We start from the raw sequence: 16,576 nt of genomic DNA on the forward strand, positions 1-16,576 counted from the left end.
GGGACGAGGCTCAATCCCGGCCCGCCAGGTCCTGACCGCTGAACAGGCCGTTCCTGAGCTGCCGCAGCTCGTCGAAGGAGGCCAGGTCGGGCACCCGCCAGCCGTCCAGGTCGTACTCGGCCAGGCACTCGTCCACGAACCTCTTGTAGCCGTCGACCTGCCCGCCGGCCAGCTGCGCGGACAGCAGCTCGACCCGGGTGCTCTCGTGGTTGCCCGCGTAGTTGCGCTCGTACAGCTCGTGCCGTCCGCCGAACTCCGTGCCCACGCAGTCCCACAGCAGTTTCATCACCTTGATCCGCTCGACCGCGTCGACGCCGTTGGACCCGCGCAGGAACCTGTCCAGGTAGGGGCGGATCTCGGGGTTCTTGAAGTCCTCGGCGCTGGAGTTGACGTAGATCAGGCCGCTGGCGATGTCCTGTTCGATGATCTCCTTGACGCGGGGATAGCCGATCTGCATGAACCACCGGTAGGCCAGGCCGTACTCCGGGTTGGGCAGGACCGCGCCGTTGACCCACGGGACCGGGTTGCGCGCGGCGGCGTCGGAGAAGGCCCAGAACAGGTTGCGCCAGGCAAGCACCTCGCCCAGCCGGCTCTGCACCCCGCGGAAGTCCTTGGTCCCGGTGATCTCCACGGCCTTGGCGAGCAGGCCGGCGATGAACTCCAGCTTGACCGCCAGGCGAGTGCAGCCGTGGAAGGTGAAGCGCTCGGGGAAGCCGGAGCGGCCGGTGAACATCTGGACCTTGCCGATGTGCCCGTAGATGAAGACGTTCTCCCACGGGATGAACACCTTGTCCAGCACGAGGATGGTGTCGTTCTCGTCCAGCCGGGAGGAGAGCGGGTAGTCGAACGGGCTGCCCATCACCGTCGCCGCGGCGGTGTAGGAGGGGCGGCAGATCAGCTTCAGCCCCGGCGCGCCCATGGGGATGGTCGCCACCAGCGCGAACTTCTTGTCCTTGATCGGCAGGCCGTAGTGGGCGATGAAGTTGTAGTGGGTCAGCGCCGACCCCGTCGCCACGACCTTGGCCCCGCTCACCACCAGGCCCGCGTCGGTCTCCCGCTCCACATGGACGAAGACGTCGGCCACCTCGTCGGGAGGCCGGTTGCGGTCCACGGGCGGATGCACGATCGCGTGGTTCCAGAACAGGACCTTCTCCTGCGACTCCCGGTACCAGCGGCGCGCGTTGTCGCCGAAGGGCTCGTAGAAGTCGGCGTTGGCGCCCAGCGTGCCGAGGAAGGACGCCTTGTAGTCGGGGCTGCGGCCCATCCACCCGTAGCTCATCCTGGCCCAGGCGGCGATGGCCCGCTGGTGGGCGACCAGGTCCTCGGCCGAGCGGGGCGTGGTGAAGAAGGCGTGCGTGTACCCGTCGCCCCCGCTGTCGGTCGGCGCGATCAGCTCCTTGTTGCGGTCCGGGTCGTGCAACGCGTCGTACAGCCGCGCGGTCATCCGCACCGGGTTGTGGAAGGCCGGATGCGAGGTGACGTCCTTGACGCGCTCGCCGTACAGGTAGATCTCGCGATCGTCGCGCAGGCTCTCGATGTATTCGGCGCCGTTCATCGGACGCGTCTTGGGCCGGTCCATGCGCCCTCCTTCCGCACTGGGGATGTCCGGGCCCCGTCAGAGGCCGGACCTTCAAGGCGTGACGACGGCGACCCCGTGACCTCCCGTAGGGGCACCCGGGCTCAGGCGCCGATGGGGGTGTTCTGGTAGGCGGTCAGCAGCCACTGGCCGTCCTGCTTGGTCAGCACCCAGGTGGCGCGGATGGCGCGCTCCGGCGCGACCTCGGTCTCTCCCGGGACCAGCACGCCGCCCTTGGTGACCAGGACGGCCGCGTCGGGGGTGATGAAGCGCGCCGAGATGGGCTGGCCGGCCACGCGGGTGCCCCGGTACGGCCCCTCGAAGGCGGAGGCCATGAAGGCGCGGATCTGGTCGCGGCCGGCCGCGAACACGCCGCCCGACAGGACCATGGTGGCGTCCGCGGCGAAGACCGCGGCGAAGGCGTCGGGGTCGTTGTCCGCCCAGGCGCTGATGACGCGCTGGGGGACCTCGCGGACGGCCGCCTCGTCGTCGACGGTGGTGGTGGACGGTGACATGTTTCCTCCAGGTGGGATGGCTGTCGAGCCCTGCGGCCGGAGCCCTGCGGGTGCCGATCAGCCGACGATTGAGGAGCGGGACCCGGCGGGTGGCCGACCGGCTGACGATTGAGAAGCGGGGTACGGCGGGTGGCCGACCGGCCGGCGCTTGAGGAGCGGGGTACGGGACGTCGTGGCCGGGGCCTCGGCCCGCGCCGTCAGGCGGGGATGGAGTTGACGAGGCCGCCGTCGACGATGAACTCCTGGCCGGTGATGTACGACGCGCGCTTGGACAGCAGGAAGACCACGGTCTCCGCGATCTCCGCCGGGTCACCGATCCGGCCGAGCGCGACCTGGCTGCGGAAGAACTCGCGCACCTGGTCGTTGCCCGTCGTCACCGTGTCGAGCATCGACGTCTGGACGTGGCCGGGCGTGATGGCGTTGACGCGGATGCCGCGTCCGGCCAGGTCGGGAGCGAGGGTCTGGGCGAGACTCAGCACGGCCGCCTTGCTGGCGGCGTACAGCGAGCCCATGGCCGCGCCCCGGTGCGCCAGCCACGATCCGTTCAGCACCACAGACCCGCCGTCCCCCATGAGCGGCAGCGCCTTCTGGACGGTGAAGAACGTGCCCTTGAGGTTGGCTCCCACCACCGTCTCGTAGTCGTCCTCCGTGACGTCGGCGACCCGGCCCGCGTGTGGCACCCCCGCGTTGGCGAACACGCCGGTCAGGCGGCCGTAGCGGCGGCCGATCTCGTCCGCCAGCCCGTCCAGGTCGGCGACCCGGGAGACGTCCGCCCGCACGGTCAGCACCCGGTCGCCGCCGTCCAGCTCCCGCGCCGCCGCCCCCAGCCGGGCGATGTCGCGCCCGGCCAGCACCACCTTGCCGCCGCCCTCCACGAGGCGCCGGGCCGTCGCCAATCCGATGCCGCTCCCGCCACCGGTGATTAAAACGGTCATGCCCGCGAATTCGCTCATGCGGCAAGCTTCGGTCGCGCCGGACCGCGACGCATCTCTGGAAATGCTGAGCGATTCTCGCGGTGCGCACGGCGGGAGAGCGGTGCGCACGGCGGGAGAGGAGCGGGCCGCCGCACGGTGTGGAGATCAACGGCGGAAGAGGAGCGGGCCGCCGCACGGTGTGGAGGTCAACGGCGGAATCTCGCAGACGGCACCGTCGAAGATGTCCGGCGGGCGGCCCCGGCCGAGGATCGGGGGTGATCTCTGCATCCGGACCGGGGTGCCGCCGATCCGGCCGCCACTCCCGGAAGCCCGTCGAGGAGTCCGCCCGCGACTCCCGCAAACCCGCTGAGGAGTCCGCCCGTGACGATGTCCATCGACCGCACCACCGCCCTGGTACGCGCGCTGCGCCGGGAGTTCGACGGGCGGGTCATCGCGCCGGACGACAGCGGATACGACGAGGCGCGTGCGGTGGTGTACGGCGGGACGGCCGACCGCCGGCCGGTGGCCGTCCTCCGGCCGGCGAACGCGGCGCAGGTCGCGCGGGTCATCGCCGTCGCGCGGGAGACCGGCCTCCCCCTCGCGGTACGCGGCGGCGGGCACAGCAACGCCGGGCACGGCGTCTGCGACGGCCTGGTCCTGGACCTGAGCGCGATGAAGGGCATCGACATCGACGTCGAAGGCCGTACCGCGTGGGCCGAGACGGGCCTGACCTGTGGCGAGTACACCGCGGCCGTGGGCGCCCACGGCCTGGTCACCGGGTTCGGCGACACGGCCTCCGTGGGCATCGGCGGCATCACCCTCGGCGGAGGCATCGGCTATCTCGTGCGCAAGCACGGGCTCACCGTCGACGACCTGCTGGCCGCCGAGATCGTCACCGCCGACGGCGCGATCCTGCACGTCGACGAGGACCGTCACCCCGACCTGTTCTGGGCCATCCGCGGCGGCGGCGGCAACTTCGGCGTCGCCACCCGCCTCAGGTTCCGCCTGCACGAGCTGGACGGCGTCTACGGCGGCATGCTCGTCCTGCCGGCCACCGCGGAGACCGTCCTCGGCTTCGTGACCGAGGCCGAGGACGCCCCCGAGGAACTGTCGGCGATCGCGAACGTCATGCCCTCGCCGCCCGTGCCGTTCGTCCCCGAGGAGCACCACGGCAGGCCCGTCATCATGGCGATGATGTGTTACGCGGGTCCGGCGGAGGAGGGTTCGCGGGTCATGGACCGCTTCCGTGCGCTCGCCCCGCCCCTCGCCGACCTGCTGGGGGAGATGCCGTACGCCGGGATGTGCCCCCCGGAGGACGACCTCCACCCGATCTCCGACTTCACCAACATGTTCATCGACCGGGTCGACCACGACACCGCGGCCACGATCATCCACTACCTGAACACCTCGACCGCGACCCTGCCCGCGGCCCAGCTCCGCGTGCTCGGCGGCGCGATGGCGCGGGTCCCCGCCGACGCCACGGCCTTCTGGCACCGCCAGAGCAGGATCATGGTCAATCTGGCGGCCATCTACGAGGACCCCGCCGAGTCCCCGCTCCACCGGGCGTGGGTGGCGGAGTTCGCCGCCGCCATCCGGCAGGGTGACCAGGGGGCGTACGTGAACTTCCTCGCCGACGAGGGCGACGAGCGGGTCCGGGTGGCCTACCCGGGCGGCGTCTACGAACGGCTGGCGGCAATCAAGGCCGTCCACGACCCGGGCAACGTCTTCCGAGTCAACCAGAACATCCCGCCCGCGACGTCCTGACTAAGCAATCACAAAGGTGCGGCGGGCACGACGTGGATGTGATTCTCGTGTCGAGATGAGCGCCTGCGTGAACCGTGGTGTCTCGTCGACCGGCGACGAGGAGGAAAATGGTGCTGACGACCGAAATTCCGACGCGGGAAGAACTTGTTCGTCGTGTGTCCGACCTGGCGCCCGTCATTCGCGGGAACGCCGCATGGTCGGAGCAGAACAAGCGTCTCCACGACGAGACGATCGACGCGCTCGCGGACGCGGGGATCTTCAAACTGCGCGTGCCGACCCGTTTTGGCGGCTACGAGGCCGACACCCGCACGATCGTCGACGTGGCCGCCGAGCTGGGCCGGGCCGACGGCTCCACCGCCTGGATCGCGTCGGTCTACTGGATCCCGACGTGGATGGTCGGGCTGTTCCCCGACCACGTCCAGGACGAGGTGTTCTCGACCCCGGACGTACGCGTGTGCGGCACGCTCAGCCCCTCCGCCATGGCCGCCCCCGCCGACGGCGGCGTGATCGTCAACGGCAAGTGGGGGTTCATCAGCGGCGCCTGGCACAGCCAGTGGCAGGAGATCGTGGCCATCCAGGTGGACCCCGAGGGCACGCCCATGCCGATCCTCGCGCTGGTCCCCATGGCCGACCTGCGGATCGTGGACGACTGGGACACCTCGGGACTGAGGGGCACCGGCAGCGTCAGCACGGTGGCACAGGACGTGTTCGTCCCCGCCGACCGCGTGATGCCGCTGGGCGCGATACTCGGCGGCCAGTCGGCCTCGCAGGCCAACGCCGGCGCCTCGATCTACCGCGCCCCGCTGCTGCCGGTCGCCTCCGCCTCGTCCGTCGGCTCGGTCCTGGGCATGGCCAGGGCCGCCATGGAGACGTTCCTGGAGCGGCTGCCCAACCGGAAGATCACGTACACGGGGTACGAGAGCCAGGCCGCGGCACCGCGTACCCACCTCCAGGTCGCCGAGGCGGCCATGAAGATCGACGAGGCCGAGTTCCACGCCCACCGCCTGGCCGAACTCGTGGACGGCAAGGCCGGGCGGGGCGAGCCGTGGAGCGTCGCGGAGCGGGTTAAGGCGCGGGCCGAGATGGGCGGCGTGGTCCAGCGCGGCAAGGCGGCCGTGGACATCCTGGCCCAGGCCAGCGGCGGCTCCTCGATCTACAGCGACGTGTCGATCCAGCGGATCGCCCGCGACGTCGCCGCCGTCAACCTGCACGCCCTCATGCACCCCGACACCAACGCCGAGCTGTACGGCCGGATCCTGTGCGGGCTCGAACCCGACACGTTCTACATCTAGCGCGGCCATGATCGGCGGGCTCCCCGCGGCGGACGCGCCGCGCGGAGCCCTTCGGTCTTCCCACCGGTCCCTTGAGGCCTTCGAGCGGCGGGGGCGCCCCCGCCGGTAGGTCACCCTGGACCATCGGGCCCGCCGCCCCGCTTTCCGTGGGTCCCGTGGGTCCCGTGGATCCCGTGGATCCCGTGAAGTCCATGAGACCTGTGACTCCTGCGAGGTCCATGAGCCCCGTGAGTCCTGTCTCATGAGTCCCATGAGTTTCATGAGACCTGTGAGTCCCGTGAAGTCCATGGGGCCTGTGAAGCCCATGAGTTTCGTGAGTTCCACGAGCCGGTTGCCCGGAGAGAACGCGTTTCCGAGCCGACCGCGAAGTACGATCGGTCAATGACCGAAATGACCGAAACCACGCCCGGCTGGCTCGCTCCCGAAGAACTGGAGTCGGCCCGCGCGCGGATGCCGATCCTCTACGTCGACGCCGTACCGGTACGGGTCGACGAGACGGGAGTGGTCACGCGTGTCGGCCTGCTACTGCGCATCGGATCGGACGGAGCGGTCAGCCGCGCCCTCGTCTCCGGCCGCGTGCTTCACCACGAGCGTGTCCGGGACGCGCTCATGCGCCACCTGGAGAAGGACCTCGGCTCGACGGCGCTGCCCCGCGTCCCCGCCTCTCCGCAGCCGTTCACCATCGCCGAGTACTTCCCGACCCAGGGCATCACGCCCTACCACGACCCCCGGCAGCACGCGGTGTCCCTCGCCTACGTCGTCCCGGTCGCCGGTGACTGCCGCCCCCGGCAGGACGCCCTCGACCTCGTCTGGTTCACCCCCGAGGAGGCCTCGTCACCCCTGGTGCAGCAGGAGATGCTCGGCGGGCAGGGTGTCCTGCTGAAGCAGGCCCTCGCACACGTCGGCTGCCTTTCCTGATCTCCGGGGCGGCGCGGTACGGCTGCGGCGGCATCCCGCGGCCGGTTCCCGCAGCCGGCACTCAGGCCGGCTCCCAGACTGATTCCCACGATCGGTTCCCAAGCCGGCTCCCGCGGTCACTTCCCGAGCCGGTTCCCGCAGCCGGCACTCAGGCCGGTTCCGGACTGGTTCCCGCGGTCACTTCCCAGACCGGTTCCCGCGATCGGTTCCCAACCCGGTTCCCAAGGTTCCCGCGGCCCGTTCCCAACCCGGTTCCCAGGGTTCTCGCGGCCCGTTCCCAGGCCGGTTCCCACGGTCGAGGAAACGGCCGCAGCGTCGACGCGTACCACCCCTGACCTGGGGTGCGACGTCTGGAACGGGAACCTCGGCACGTATACTTAGCATGCGTCAACTAACTTTCCGCCAGATTCGCCGATCTGGAGGGTTCATGCGCAGCCCCGTCACCATCGTCCCGGCCTGGCCACCCTCCCGCCCGCGCGGGCGCCTTCCCTATAAGTGGTCGGTGCTGTCCAACACGACGCTGGGCATGCTCATGGCCACGGTGAACGCCTCCATCCTGATCATCTCGCTGCCGGCCATCTTCACCAGCATCCGTCTCGACCCGCTGGCACCGGCGAACGTGAGCTACCTGCTGTGGATGCTCATGGGATACATGCTGGTGACGGCGGTGCTGGTGGTCACGCTGGGACGGCTGGGAGACATGTACGGCCGGGTGCGCGTCTACAGTGCCGGTTTCGCCGTGTTCACCGCGGCCTCGGTGGCACTCGCGCTGGTCCCGGCGGGCGGCCGGGCGGGCGCGCTGTGGCTGATCGGCTGGCGGCTGGTGCAGGGGGTCGGCGGCGCCATGCTGATGGCGAACTCCGCGGCGATCATCACGGACGCGTTCCCGGCCCGCCAGCGCGGCACGGCGCTGGGCGTCAACCAGGTCGCCGGGCTCGCCGGCACCTTCATCGGGCTGATGGCGGGCGGGCTGCTGTCCGCGTGGCACTGGCAGTCGATCTTCTGGGTCAGCGCGGCCATCGGCCTGGTGGGCACCTGGTGGGCGTACCGGAACCTGCACGAGACGGCGGCGCGCCGCCACGACCTGCGGATCGACTGGTGGGGCAACCTGACCTTCGCCCTCGGCCTGACCGCGTCACTGGCCGCGATCACGTACGGCATCCAGCCCTACGGCGGCCACACCGAGGGCTGGACCAACCCGCTGGTCATCGCGGGGCTGGTCGGCGGCCTCGCCCTGATGGCCGTGTTCTGCGCGGTGGAGACGCGGGTGGCGCAGCCGATGTTCCATCTCGGGCTCTTCCGGATCCAGGCGTTCTGGGCCGGGAACGCGGCCGCGCTGCTCAACGCGACGGCCCGTGGCGGGCTGCAGTTCATACTGATCATCTGGCTCCAGGGCATATGGCTGCCCCTGCACGGTTACGACTTCGCGGAGACCCCGCTGTGGGCGGGCATCTACCTGGGCCCGCTCACCCTCGGCTTCCTCGTCGCCGGGCCGGTCTCCGGCTACCTGTCCGACCGGTACGGGGCGAAGCTCCTGGCCACCGGCGGCCTTCTCCTCATGGCCGTGACCTTCCTGGGCATGCTGGCGCTGCCGGTCGTCTTCGGCTATCCGGCCTTCGCGCTCCTGCTGCTGTTCAACGGCATCGGCTCCGGGCTGTTCTCCGCGCCGAACACCACGGCGGTGATGAACTCGGTGCCCGCCGACCAGCGCGGCGTGGCCTCCGGCATCAGGGCCACCTTCCAGAACGCCGGCATGGTGCTGTCCATCGGCGTGTTCTTCTCGCTCCTGGTCACCGGGCTGTCCCAGTCGCTGCCCGGCGCGCTGCACGCGGGCCTGACCGCCCAGAGCGTGCCGGCGCACGCGGTGAGCGCGGTCTCCGCCATCCCCCCGGTCGGGATGATGTTCGCCGCGTTCCTCGGCGGCAACCCGCTCTCCTCGCTGCTGAACGCGGCCGGCGTGCTGCACGAGCTGCCCGTCTCGACCGTGACGACGCTGACCAGCAGGACCTTCCTGCCGACGCTGCTGTCCGGGCCGTTCCACCAGGGTCTGGTCGTGGTCTTCGTCCTCGCCGCCGTCCTGGCGGCCGTCGGGGCCGTGGTCTCGCTGTTCCGCGGTGATCTTTACATCCACGAGGAATGGGAGAAACGATGAGCGCAACGGTGTCCGGCGACGCGCAACTCGCGAGCCGGCTGAGCCTCGCCGTCGGCCGGCTGCACCGGCGCGTCCGGATCGCCACCAACGACGTACCTCCCCTGCAGCTGTCCACCCTGGTCTCGATCGAGAACCACGGCCCGCTGCGCCTGGGCGAGCTGGCCCAGCGCGAGGCCGTCACCGCGCCGACCATGAGCCGCGTCCTCCTGGCGCTCGGCCACCGGGGCCTGATCGTCCGTACGATCGACGCCGAGGACGCGCGCTCCGTCCGGGTGGCGCTGTCGCCCGAGGGGGTCCGCGTGCTCGCCGAGGTGCGTTCGCGGCGCGCGGCGCTGCTCGACGCGCGGCTCGCCCGGCTCAGCCCCGAGCAGCGCGCGGCGCTCGCCGCCGCGCTGCCCGTCCTGGAGGCCATGGTCGCCGAGGAGTGCTGAGCCGGCCCCTGGACGGGACGACCCACGGGCCGGCGAACGGCCCGGCGATCACGGCCGCTCGTCCAGCCGGTCCGTGACGATCAGCTCCACGACCCTGTGGGGCTGCTCCCGCCCGACGGCGTGGAGGTTGGGGCCGCCTCGGCGGACGGACACCAGGTAGCAGCCGGATCGGGGACCTATCGTCACCGTGGCGGCGCGCCGGCCCTGGGCGATCACGGCCAGCTCGGGCGGATGCCGGTCGGCCCGCGAGCGGAAGGCGGGGCCCCCGGTCCGGGCAGGGGCGCCCGGCTGAGTAGGGGCACCCGGTTGGGCGGCGAAGACCCCCAGGCTGATCGGGTGGTGGCGGTGGGCGCGGATTCCCCGCTCGATCAGAAGCCGCTGCACGACCGCCAGCGCCCGGTCGTGGCGTTCCGCCGTCGCCTCGTCGACCATCCCCACGGATTTGTTCCGTACCGCACGCCGTGTCACCCATCCTCCAAGGTCGGAATCACCGGATCCGGATGGTGAGGGTCACGGTTCTCACCATCACGACGACCATATGAGAATTGCCACCGTCAGTGCTCACGGTTTTCCGGGAAAACATCCCCGGATAAGACTTGAAGGCCATTCGACTTTCCAGGTCGCGCAACTGTTCGGGGACGGCCGGTAACAGGTGCCCGGCTGCCTGACGACCTCTCCGGCCGTAGGGTGTGCGCGATCAGGCTGCGAGAAACATTCGCCTTCGCCGTCGGGCCGATTTAGGCTGGCCCTCCGTGTTTACGCGTCCCGGCAATTCGACGAACTGTGGATTCGCCCTCGTCGTCCGGATCGAGGTCCCATTCCTACCCGGTCGTCCCGGCACTTCCGCGATAACGGCCCACTGGCTCCGCCGGGATGAGCGTTCTCGCCGTGGGACTGCTTTCCCCTCGCGAAATCATCCGCCGGTCTTTCCTTTCCCGACAGAACGATCATCGGGTTTTCCCGGGGCCTGCGGATTGATCCTTCAAACGTGGACGGCGAGGCACCGGGCCGTGCCTGCGGCGTCACGCGTCAGCCGACATAGCGGCCGACGCAGTCGGTGAAACGGTTCTCCGAAACGGCGCAGTCGTAGGTGAAGTGCTCCCTTCCCCCGCCGCCCGTGGCGAAGTCGTACTCCGCGACCACCCGGCCCGGCCCGCCGGGGACGACGGCGAGCAGGGTGTACCGGCCACCGGCCTCGATCACCTCGGGAATCAGGAAACGGTCCATGATCTCGGTACGACCGGCGTAGATCCGGCCCACGCTGTCGAAGCGGGCCCCCTCCGCGAAGGTCGCCCCCACCTCGTCGGCGTCCCCCCGGTTGATCGCGTCGACGAAACGGCCGACCAGCTCGCGATGGCCCGGGGCCGGTGCCGCCGACGCGCCCGCGCTCCTCGCCACCGGCGGCTCCGCGCCCGCCGACGGCGCCGTCACGGTCGGCGTCGCGACCACAGACGGCGCCGTCGCGGTCGGCGGTGCCTCGGCCGTACAGGCGGCCGAGAGCAGGGCCGCCCACGCGATCACGCACAGCGCCCGGAACGGCGCGGCATCACGCGATGACATATCGCCTTCTCCGATCGTTCAGCCGGTGAGGTAGCCACCGGAGGTGTCGATGTCGGTACCGATGACGGCGGTCGCGTCGTCGGACGCGAGCCACATCACCACGCGCGCTATCTCCTGCGGCTCCACGATCCGCTTGATGGGGTAGTCCTGCGCGATCTGCTCGTACGTCACCCCGAAAGCCCTCGCCGCCCGTTCGAGCATCGGGGTGTCGACGGCACCGGGCGCGAGCGCGTTGACGCGGATGTTCCTGTCCGCGTACTCAAGCGCGGCGACCTTGGTCAGCGAGGCGACCGCGTGCTTGCTGGCGTTGTAGGGGGAGATCGTCGCGAAGCCGACCTCGGAGGAGATGGACGCGGTGTTGACGATGACCCCGGCCCCCTGCCGGAGCATGTGCGGGATCTCGTACTTCATCGCGAGGAAGACCCCGGCGGCGTTGACGCGCCAGACCTTCTCGACGTCGCCCAGCGTCTGCTCGTGGAGGGGTGCGGCCCTCGGGCTCTCAATCCCGGCGTTGTTGAAGGCGATGTCGAGCCTCCCGTACCGCCGGACGCATCCGGCGACGAAAGCCTGCACGTCGGACTCCCTCGACACGTCGGCCCGCATGTAGGTGGCCTCGCCGCCGAACTCCCGGATCGCCCGCTCGTGACGGTGCCCGAGCTCCTCGCGCCGCCCGCAGAAGAACACCTTCGCGCCTTCTCTCGCCATCTCGTACGCCGTGGCCTGGCCGATGCCCGATGTCGCCCCGGTGATGAGCACGACCTTCCCGGCGAACCGACCTCGGGAATCGGCCCTGCCCGGCGAGGGGCCGGGCGGGTTCCGGGTGCCGGCCGTCGCGGGCCCGGCACCCAGCGCTCCCCCGCCCAGGGCCCCGGCGGCCAGCGCCATCGCGCCGGTGGTGCCGGTGGTGAGAACCCTGCGCCTCGAAGGCCGCTGCTCTTCGGTCATGGAATCCTCCTCAGGACTCGGGAAAGGTCACTTGCGTGGGGCCGACCGGGAGCGGTGCCAAGAGGCATGAAGCACGCTCCCGCGGGTGACGGCGGGACAACGCCCATGGTCATCCGCGTGCCGCGCGACCGTCCAAGACCTCCCGTCATAACGATCGGCTATGGCGCCGGGCCCGAGGTTCCCCGCTCCCGCGAATCCAGCCGGCGCCGCCCGCCCACCCCGGCGGGCGCCGCGTTATAACCAGTGGTTGTGGACGTCCATCTGCGTGATCTCCGGTACTTCGTCGCCGTGGCCGAGGAGCTTCATTTCACCCGGGCGGCCGAGCGGCTGTTCGTCTCCCAGCCCGCGCTGTCCAAACAGATCCGCGTCCTGGAGCGGCAGCTCGGTTTCCCGCTGTTCGAGCGGACGCCGGGCGGTGCGAGGCTCACCCCGCAGGGCTCCGCGCTGCTGCCGACGGCGAGGGAGATGCTGCAACTCTGGGGTACGGGACTCGACGCGGCCCGCCAGGCGGCGCCGTCGGGCACCCTGGTGATCGGCATGCAGACGTCCGTGGGCAGGAACCTGCAGCGCGAGACGCTGCGCCGCTTCCGCGAGAGGATGCCCGGCTGGACGGTCTCCCTGCGCCTGGTCAGCTGGGACGATCCGAGCGGTGGCCTGGCCGACGGCAGCTCCGATGTCGCCTTCGTCTGGCTGCCCACGCCCGAGGGGCTCGCGGTCCGCGTCCTCGTCAGGGAGCGCAGGTTCGCCGCCCTGCCGGAAGGCCATCCCCTGGCCTGCCGGGCCGAGATCGACATCGACGACCTGCGCGACGAGCCGTTCATCTCGCTGCCCGCCGCGTCCGGTCCGCTGCGCGACTTCTGGCTGGGCCTGGACGTCCGCGACGGGGCCGTCGTGGGCGCCGAGGCCGCGTCCGCCGACGAGGTCCTGGAGGCGGTCACGAGCGGGCTCGGCGTGGTGCTGCTCGCCGAGGGCAACGCGGCCCTCTACTCCCGCCCGGGTGTCGTCTGCCGCCCCGTCACCGGCCTGCCGCCCGCGGAACTGGCCATCGCCTGGCGCTCCACCGACCACCGCCCCGCGGTCACGGCCTTCCTCGCCTCACTCCCCGCACTCCCCGTCTCCGACACGGACGCGACCGTCACGGACGTGGATCCCGGCTGACGCGGACCGCCGGGCCGGTTCCCGGTTCCGGGTGACGTGCCGGAGCACCCTGCGGCGAACTGTTCGGGAGACGTCCGGAATGCGCGCGTAACACTCTTGACATGATGTGTAGTTCACATATATTCGTTACTTTAGTAACAGATATGGCGCGTGTAGTCCCCCGATGATCGGTATCGAGCATGACGGGTGGACGGCGCGCCTCAACCGGCGAAGGGTTCACCGTGCCTCTCCGATCGCTGTCCCTCCAGCTCTACAGCGTCCGGCATGCCATCGACGAGGACCTGCCGGGCACGCTCGCCAGGGTCGCCGCGATCGGCTACCGGCAGATCGAGTCCTCGTACAAGCTGTACTCCCGCGGTCCGGAGTTCCTCGACGCGGTCACCGCCAACGGCTTTGTCTCCCCCACGATGACCTCGTCGCTGATCGACGTCGATCTGGAGGCGGTGTTCACGGCGGCGAACAGGCTGGGCGCGAACACGGTGGTGGACACGTTCATCCCGGAGGAGTTCTGGACCAGCGACGACGATGTCACCCGCATCGCCGACCATTTGAACGCCGCGGCGGTGAAGGCTGCGGACTACGGCCTGCGGGTCGGGTACCACAACCACTGGTGGGAGCTTGAGCGACGGTTCGCCGGCCGCACCGCGCTGGAGACCCTGGCCGACCGGCTCCGGCCGGAAGTGGTGCTGGAGGTCGACGCCTACTGGGTCGCGGTGGGAGGCGAGGACGTGCTGGGCCTGCTGGGCCGCGTGAGCGACCGCGTGCGCTTCCTGCACCTGAAGGACGGCCCCGTCAACCGGGAGAACACCCAGCAGTTGCCGGCCGGCCAGGGCAAGCTGCCCTGGCCCGAGATCCTCGACGCGGTGCCGCACCTGGAGGCCGGGGCGGTCGAGTTCGACGACTACACCGGGGACGTCTTCGAGGCGATCGCCGCGAGCTTCGCCTATCTGAACCCGAAGGTCGAGGGGTGAGCGGCGTGAGCGGTTCCGGCCCGATGGGGGTCGGCGTCATCGGCGCCGGGAAGATCAGCGAGCAGTACCTGGAGAACCTCACCCGCTTCCCGGACCTGGACGTCCGCATCGTCACGGACCTCTATCCGGACCGGGCCGCCGAGCAGGCAGCGGCGTACGGGGTGCCGGAGTCGGGCACCCCGGAACAGGCGCTGGAGCATCCCGATGTGGAGATCATCGTCAACCTGACGATCCCGGCCGCGCACGCCGAGGTGTCCATGGCGGCGCTCGGCGCGGGTAAGCACGTGTGGACCGAGAAGCCGTTCACCCTGGATCGTGCCACCGGCCTGCGGCTGCTGGAGAAGGCGGAGGGCGCGGGTCTTCGTATCGGCGGGGCGCCCGACACCTTCCTCGGTGCCGGCCTGCAGACGGCGAGGCGGATGATCGAGCGGGGTGACATCGGCGTGCCGCTCACCGGGCTCACCCTGTTCGAGGTGCCAGGCCCGGTGGACGACCACCGCAACCTGGAGGTGCTGCTCTCTCGCGGCGCGGGTCCGCTGTGGGACATGGGACCGTACTACCTGACCGCGCTGGCCCAGTTCTTCGGCTCGTTCCGCTCGGTGGTGGCGACCGGACGTGTCGCGCGGCCCACACGCGTCCTGCGCGTCGGTCCCAAGGCCGGGCAGGAGATCACCGTGCAGGTCCCGACGCACGTCGGCGTCATCGCCGAGTTCGAGGCCGGGCAGGCCGCGACGACCGTGCTGAGCTGGGACTCCCCGCATCGCCGCGTGGGTCACGTGGAGATCGTGGGTTCCGAGGCGACGCTGTCCGTCCCGGACCCGAACCACTTCGACGGGGACCTCCGCATCCGGCGCGCCGGTGACGACGACTGGACGACCGTGCCGGCCGTGGGCCCGGTGGGAGGCCGTGGCCTCGGCACACTGGACATCGCCCGCGCCGTACGGGCCGGGGTGCCGCACCGGGCCTCCGGGCAGCTGGCCTACCACGTGCTGGACACGATGGCCGCGGTCTCGGAGTCGATCGAGCGCGGGGAGGTCGTGCCCGTGCGGAGTTCGGCCCCGGCCACGAAACCGGTCACCGAGGACTGGGATCCCTACGCCCGGACCCTCTGAAAGAACCCCCTGCGCGGCGTCACGGCGTTCAGGACCTCGACACACGGGCTCTCGGAAAGGCCGTAGAACACCGCGAAACAACACGGACGGCGCCCGCCAGGTGCGGGCGCCGTCCGTGTTCGCCGTCCTTTTTGTGCTGGAGCTCCGCTTGTGCTGGAGCTCCGCTTGTGCTGGAGCTCCGCGCCGGATCAGCCCTGCTGGGCCTGAAGTGTCTCGATGATGCGGATCGCCGTGAGCGCGTCCCCGGGGTCCACCGGGAGAGGCCCCCGACCGGCCAGCGCCTCGGCCAGCATCGCGTAGAACCGCCGGTAGCCGCCGCGTTCGGTCGGTACCGGCCTGTCGTCCTCGTCGCGCCCGAGCCGCCCGTAGGACTCGGCCCGCTCCACGCCGAAGCCCTCGTCCAGGGGGGACATCCCGGCCGCGAGCTGCGACTCCTGCGGGTCCAGGCCCCACTTGGTGTACGCGGACGCCGAGCCGAGCACCCGGAAGCGGAATCCACGCCGCGCGACCAGGCTGCTCATCCCCAGGTGTGACCGGACGCCCGAGGTGTGGGTGAGGGCGATGAAGCTGTCGTCGTCGTTGACGGCGTTCGCCCCGCGACGGTCCAGCTCGCCGTACACCTCCTCGACCGGCCCGAACAGCCGCACGGCCTGGTCGATGAGGTGGGAGCCCAGGTCGTAGGCGATGCCGCCGCCGTCGCGGCCGGTGGTACCGCTCTTCCAGGCCGGCCGGGGCCGGGGGTTGAGCCATTCGAACCGGGACTCGAAGCGCCGTACCTCTCCGAGCGCGCCCTCCTCGACGAGCCGCCGGACGGTCAGGAAGTCGCCGTCCCACCGCCGGTTCTGGAACACGGTCAGGGGCGCCCCCCTGCTGTCCGCGAGCGCGATGAGCCGCTCCGCGTCGACGGACCTGACGGCGAGCGGCTTGTCGACCACGGTCGCCAGGCCCAGCTCCAACGTCCGCTCCGCGAGTTCCACGTGGCTCGGGGTCGGCGAGGCGATCACCACGAGGTCGTACTCGCCCGCCGCGAACAGGTGCTCGACGCTGGGGAGAATACGGACACCGGGGTAGCGTTCGGTCGCGGCCCGCGCCCTCTCCCGATCACCGGTGACGATGCCGCGCAGAGCGTACGCGGGGTCGGCGCTGATCAGCGGCGCGTGGAAGACGCTGCCCGCCAGGCCGTATCCGACGATCGCGGTACGGATCGGCGCGGGGGTCGCCGGATCGGCGCTTCCGGATGTCATCGAATCGGCCCTTCCGAGTGCTTT

The 16,576-nt window shown here is 70.7% G+C and carries 15 protein-coding genes; 8 read left to right on the forward strand and 7 right to left on the reverse strand.

Going from position 1 to position 16,576, the window contains the following annotated elements; translation table 11 throughout:
* Positions 1 to 10: 10 nt before the first annotated feature.
* From OG587_RS05085 to OG587_RS05095, 3 genes are all read right to left on the reverse strand, one after another.
* Positions 11 to 1,579 carry a 4-hydroxyphenylacetate 3-hydroxylase family protein gene (locus OG587_RS05085; protein WP_329087335.1) on the reverse strand — a complete coding sequence of 523 codons (1,569 nt, stop codon included), beginning with the start codon at positions 1,577 to 1,579 and terminating at the stop codon, positions 11 to 13.
* 101 nt (positions 1,580 to 1,680) lie between these two features.
* Positions 1,681 to 2,091 (reverse strand): SgcJ/EcaC family oxidoreductase, encoded by a 411-nt coding sequence (locus OG587_RS05090; RefSeq protein WP_329087337.1) that lies wholly within the window; start codon positions 2,089 to 2,091, stop codon positions 1,681 to 1,683.
* A 197-nt stretch (positions 2,092 to 2,288) separates the two neighbouring features.
* Entirely contained in the window at positions 2,289 to 3,044 is a 756-nt protein-coding gene (locus OG587_RS05095) for an SDR family NAD(P)-dependent oxidoreductase (RefSeq protein ID WP_329087339.1), read from the reverse strand.
* A 348-nt stretch (positions 3,045 to 3,392) separates the two neighbouring features.
* Here OG587_RS05095 and OG587_RS05100 point away from each other — a divergent pair, with 348 nt between their 5' ends.
* From OG587_RS05100 to OG587_RS05120, 5 genes are all read left to right on the forward strand, one after another.
* Positions 3,393 to 4,769, forward strand: a complete 1,377-nt coding sequence (locus OG587_RS05100; RefSeq protein WP_329093740.1) for an FAD-binding oxidoreductase — start codon at positions 3,393 to 3,395, stop codon at positions 4,767 to 4,769.
* A gap of 155 nt (positions 4,770 to 4,924) precedes the next feature.
* Positions 4,925 to 6,061: an acyl-CoA dehydrogenase family protein gene (locus OG587_RS05105; protein ID WP_329087341.1), complete on the forward strand. Its 1,137-nt coding sequence runs from the start codon at positions 4,925 to 4,927 to the stop codon at positions 6,059 to 6,061.
* 381 nt (positions 6,062 to 6,442) lie between these two features.
* Complete coding sequence (locus tag OG587_RS05110) at positions 6,443 to 6,979, forward strand: NUDIX hydrolase family protein (protein WP_329087343.1); 537 nt, start codon at positions 6,443 to 6,445, stop codon at positions 6,977 to 6,979.
* A gap of 427 nt (positions 6,980 to 7,406) precedes the next feature.
* Entirely contained in the window at positions 7,407 to 9,131 is a 1,725-nt protein-coding gene (locus OG587_RS05115; RefSeq protein WP_329087344.1) for an MFS transporter, read from the forward strand.
* A complete protein-coding gene (locus OG587_RS05120; protein ID WP_329087346.1) occupies positions 9,128 to 9,562 on the forward strand; it encodes a MarR family winged helix-turn-helix transcriptional regulator in 435 nt (144 codons plus the stop codon). The genes OG587_RS05115 and OG587_RS05120 overlap by 4 nt, the downstream gene beginning before the upstream one ends.
* Positions 9,563 to 9,610: 48 nt before the next feature.
* Here the strand turns inward: OG587_RS05120 and OG587_RS05125 are convergent, their stop codons facing one another.
* The 3 genes from OG587_RS05125 to OG587_RS05135 all read right to left on the reverse strand — a co-directional run bounded on the left by OG587_RS05125 (position 9,611) and on the right by OG587_RS05135 (position 12,067).
* Complete coding sequence (locus OG587_RS05125; protein WP_329087348.1) at positions 9,611 to 10,000, reverse strand: hypothetical protein; 390 nt, start codon at positions 9,998 to 10,000, stop codon at positions 9,611 to 9,613.
* 591 nt (positions 10,001 to 10,591) lie between these two features.
* On the reverse strand, positions 10,592 to 11,122 hold the full coding sequence (locus OG587_RS05130; protein ID WP_329087351.1) for a nuclear transport factor 2 family protein: 531 nt from the start codon (positions 11,120 to 11,122) through the stop codon (positions 10,592 to 10,594).
* Between the two features lie 18 nt (positions 11,123 to 11,140).
* A complete protein-coding gene (locus OG587_RS05135; RefSeq protein ID WP_329087353.1) occupies positions 11,141 to 12,067 on the reverse strand; it encodes an SDR family NAD(P)-dependent oxidoreductase in 927 nt (308 codons plus the stop codon).
* 249 nt (positions 12,068 to 12,316) lie between these two features.
* Between OG587_RS05135 and OG587_RS05140 the strand changes: the two genes are divergently transcribed.
* The 3 genes from OG587_RS05140 (at position 12,317) to OG587_RS05150 (ending at position 15,308) form a co-directional block, all read left to right on the forward strand.
* Positions 12,317 to 13,225: a LysR family transcriptional regulator gene (locus OG587_RS05140; protein ID WP_329087355.1), complete on the forward strand. Its 909-nt coding sequence runs from the start codon at positions 12,317 to 12,319 to the stop codon at positions 13,223 to 13,225.
* Between the two features lie 221 nt (positions 13,226 to 13,446).
* Positions 13,447 to 14,196, forward strand: coding sequence for a sugar phosphate isomerase/epimerase family protein (locus OG587_RS05145; protein ID WP_329087357.1), 750 nt, complete (start codon positions 13,447 to 13,449; stop codon positions 14,194 to 14,196).
* A gap of 5 nt (positions 14,197 to 14,201) precedes the next feature.
* On the forward strand, positions 14,202 to 15,308 hold the full coding sequence (locus OG587_RS05150) for a Gfo/Idh/MocA family protein (protein ID WP_329087359.1): 1,107 nt from the start codon (positions 14,202 to 14,204) through the stop codon (positions 15,306 to 15,308).
* A 188-nt stretch (positions 15,309 to 15,496) separates the two neighbouring features.
* Here OG587_RS05150 and OG587_RS05155 read toward each other — a convergent pair whose 3' ends face one another.
* Positions 15,497 to 16,552 (reverse strand): Gfo/Idh/MocA family protein, encoded by a 1,056-nt coding sequence (locus OG587_RS05155; RefSeq protein ID WP_329087360.1) that lies wholly within the window; start codon positions 16,550 to 16,552, stop codon positions 15,497 to 15,499.
* Positions 16,553 to 16,576: the final 24 nt, after the last annotated feature.

Origin of the sequence: Streptosporangium sp. NBC_01469 (genome assembly GCF_036227305.1) — a bacterium.
Classification (GTDB): domain Bacteria; phylum Actinomycetota; class Actinomycetes; order Streptosporangiales; family Streptosporangiaceae; genus Streptosporangium.

What these genes read in the sequence shown, in the direction of transcription:
- OG587_RS05085 (WP_329087335.1), bottom strand. Translation starts at nt 1,579, where the DNA reads ATGGACCGGCCCAAGACGCGTCCGATGAACGGCGCCGAATACATCGAG.
- OG587_RS05090 (WP_329087337.1), bottom strand. Translation starts at nt 2,091, where the DNA reads ATGTCACCGTCCACCACCACCGTCGACGACGAGGCGGCCGTCCGCGAG.
- OG587_RS05095 (WP_329087339.1), bottom strand. Translation starts at nt 3,044, where the DNA reads ATGAGCGAATTCGCGGGCATGACCGTTTTAATCACCGGTGGCGGGAGC.
- OG587_RS05100 (WP_329093740.1), top strand. Translation starts at nt 3,393, where the DNA reads ATGTCCATCGACCGCACCACCGCCCTGGTACGCGCGCTGCGCCGGGAG.
- OG587_RS05110 (WP_329087343.1), top strand. Translation starts at nt 6,443, where the DNA reads ATGACCGAAATGACCGAAACCACGCCCGGCTGGCTCGCTCCCGAAGAA.
- OG587_RS05115 (WP_329087344.1), top strand. Translation starts at nt 7,407, where the DNA reads ATGCGCAGCCCCGTCACCATCGTCCCGGCCTGGCCACCCTCCCGCCCG.
- OG587_RS05120 (WP_329087346.1), top strand. Translation starts at nt 9,128, where the DNA reads ATGAGCGCAACGGTGTCCGGCGACGCGCAACTCGCGAGCCGGCTGAGC.
- OG587_RS05130 (WP_329087351.1), bottom strand. Translation starts at nt 11,122, where the DNA reads ATGTCATCGCGTGATGCCGCGCCGTTCCGGGCGCTGTGCGTGATCGCG.
- OG587_RS05135 (WP_329087353.1), bottom strand. Translation starts at nt 12,067, where the DNA reads ATGACCGAAGAGCAGCGGCCTTCGAGGCGCAGGGTTCTCACCACCGGC.
- OG587_RS05155 (WP_329087360.1), bottom strand. Translation starts at nt 16,552, where the DNA reads ATGACATCCGGAAGCGCCGATCCGGCGACCCCCGCGCCGATCCGTACC.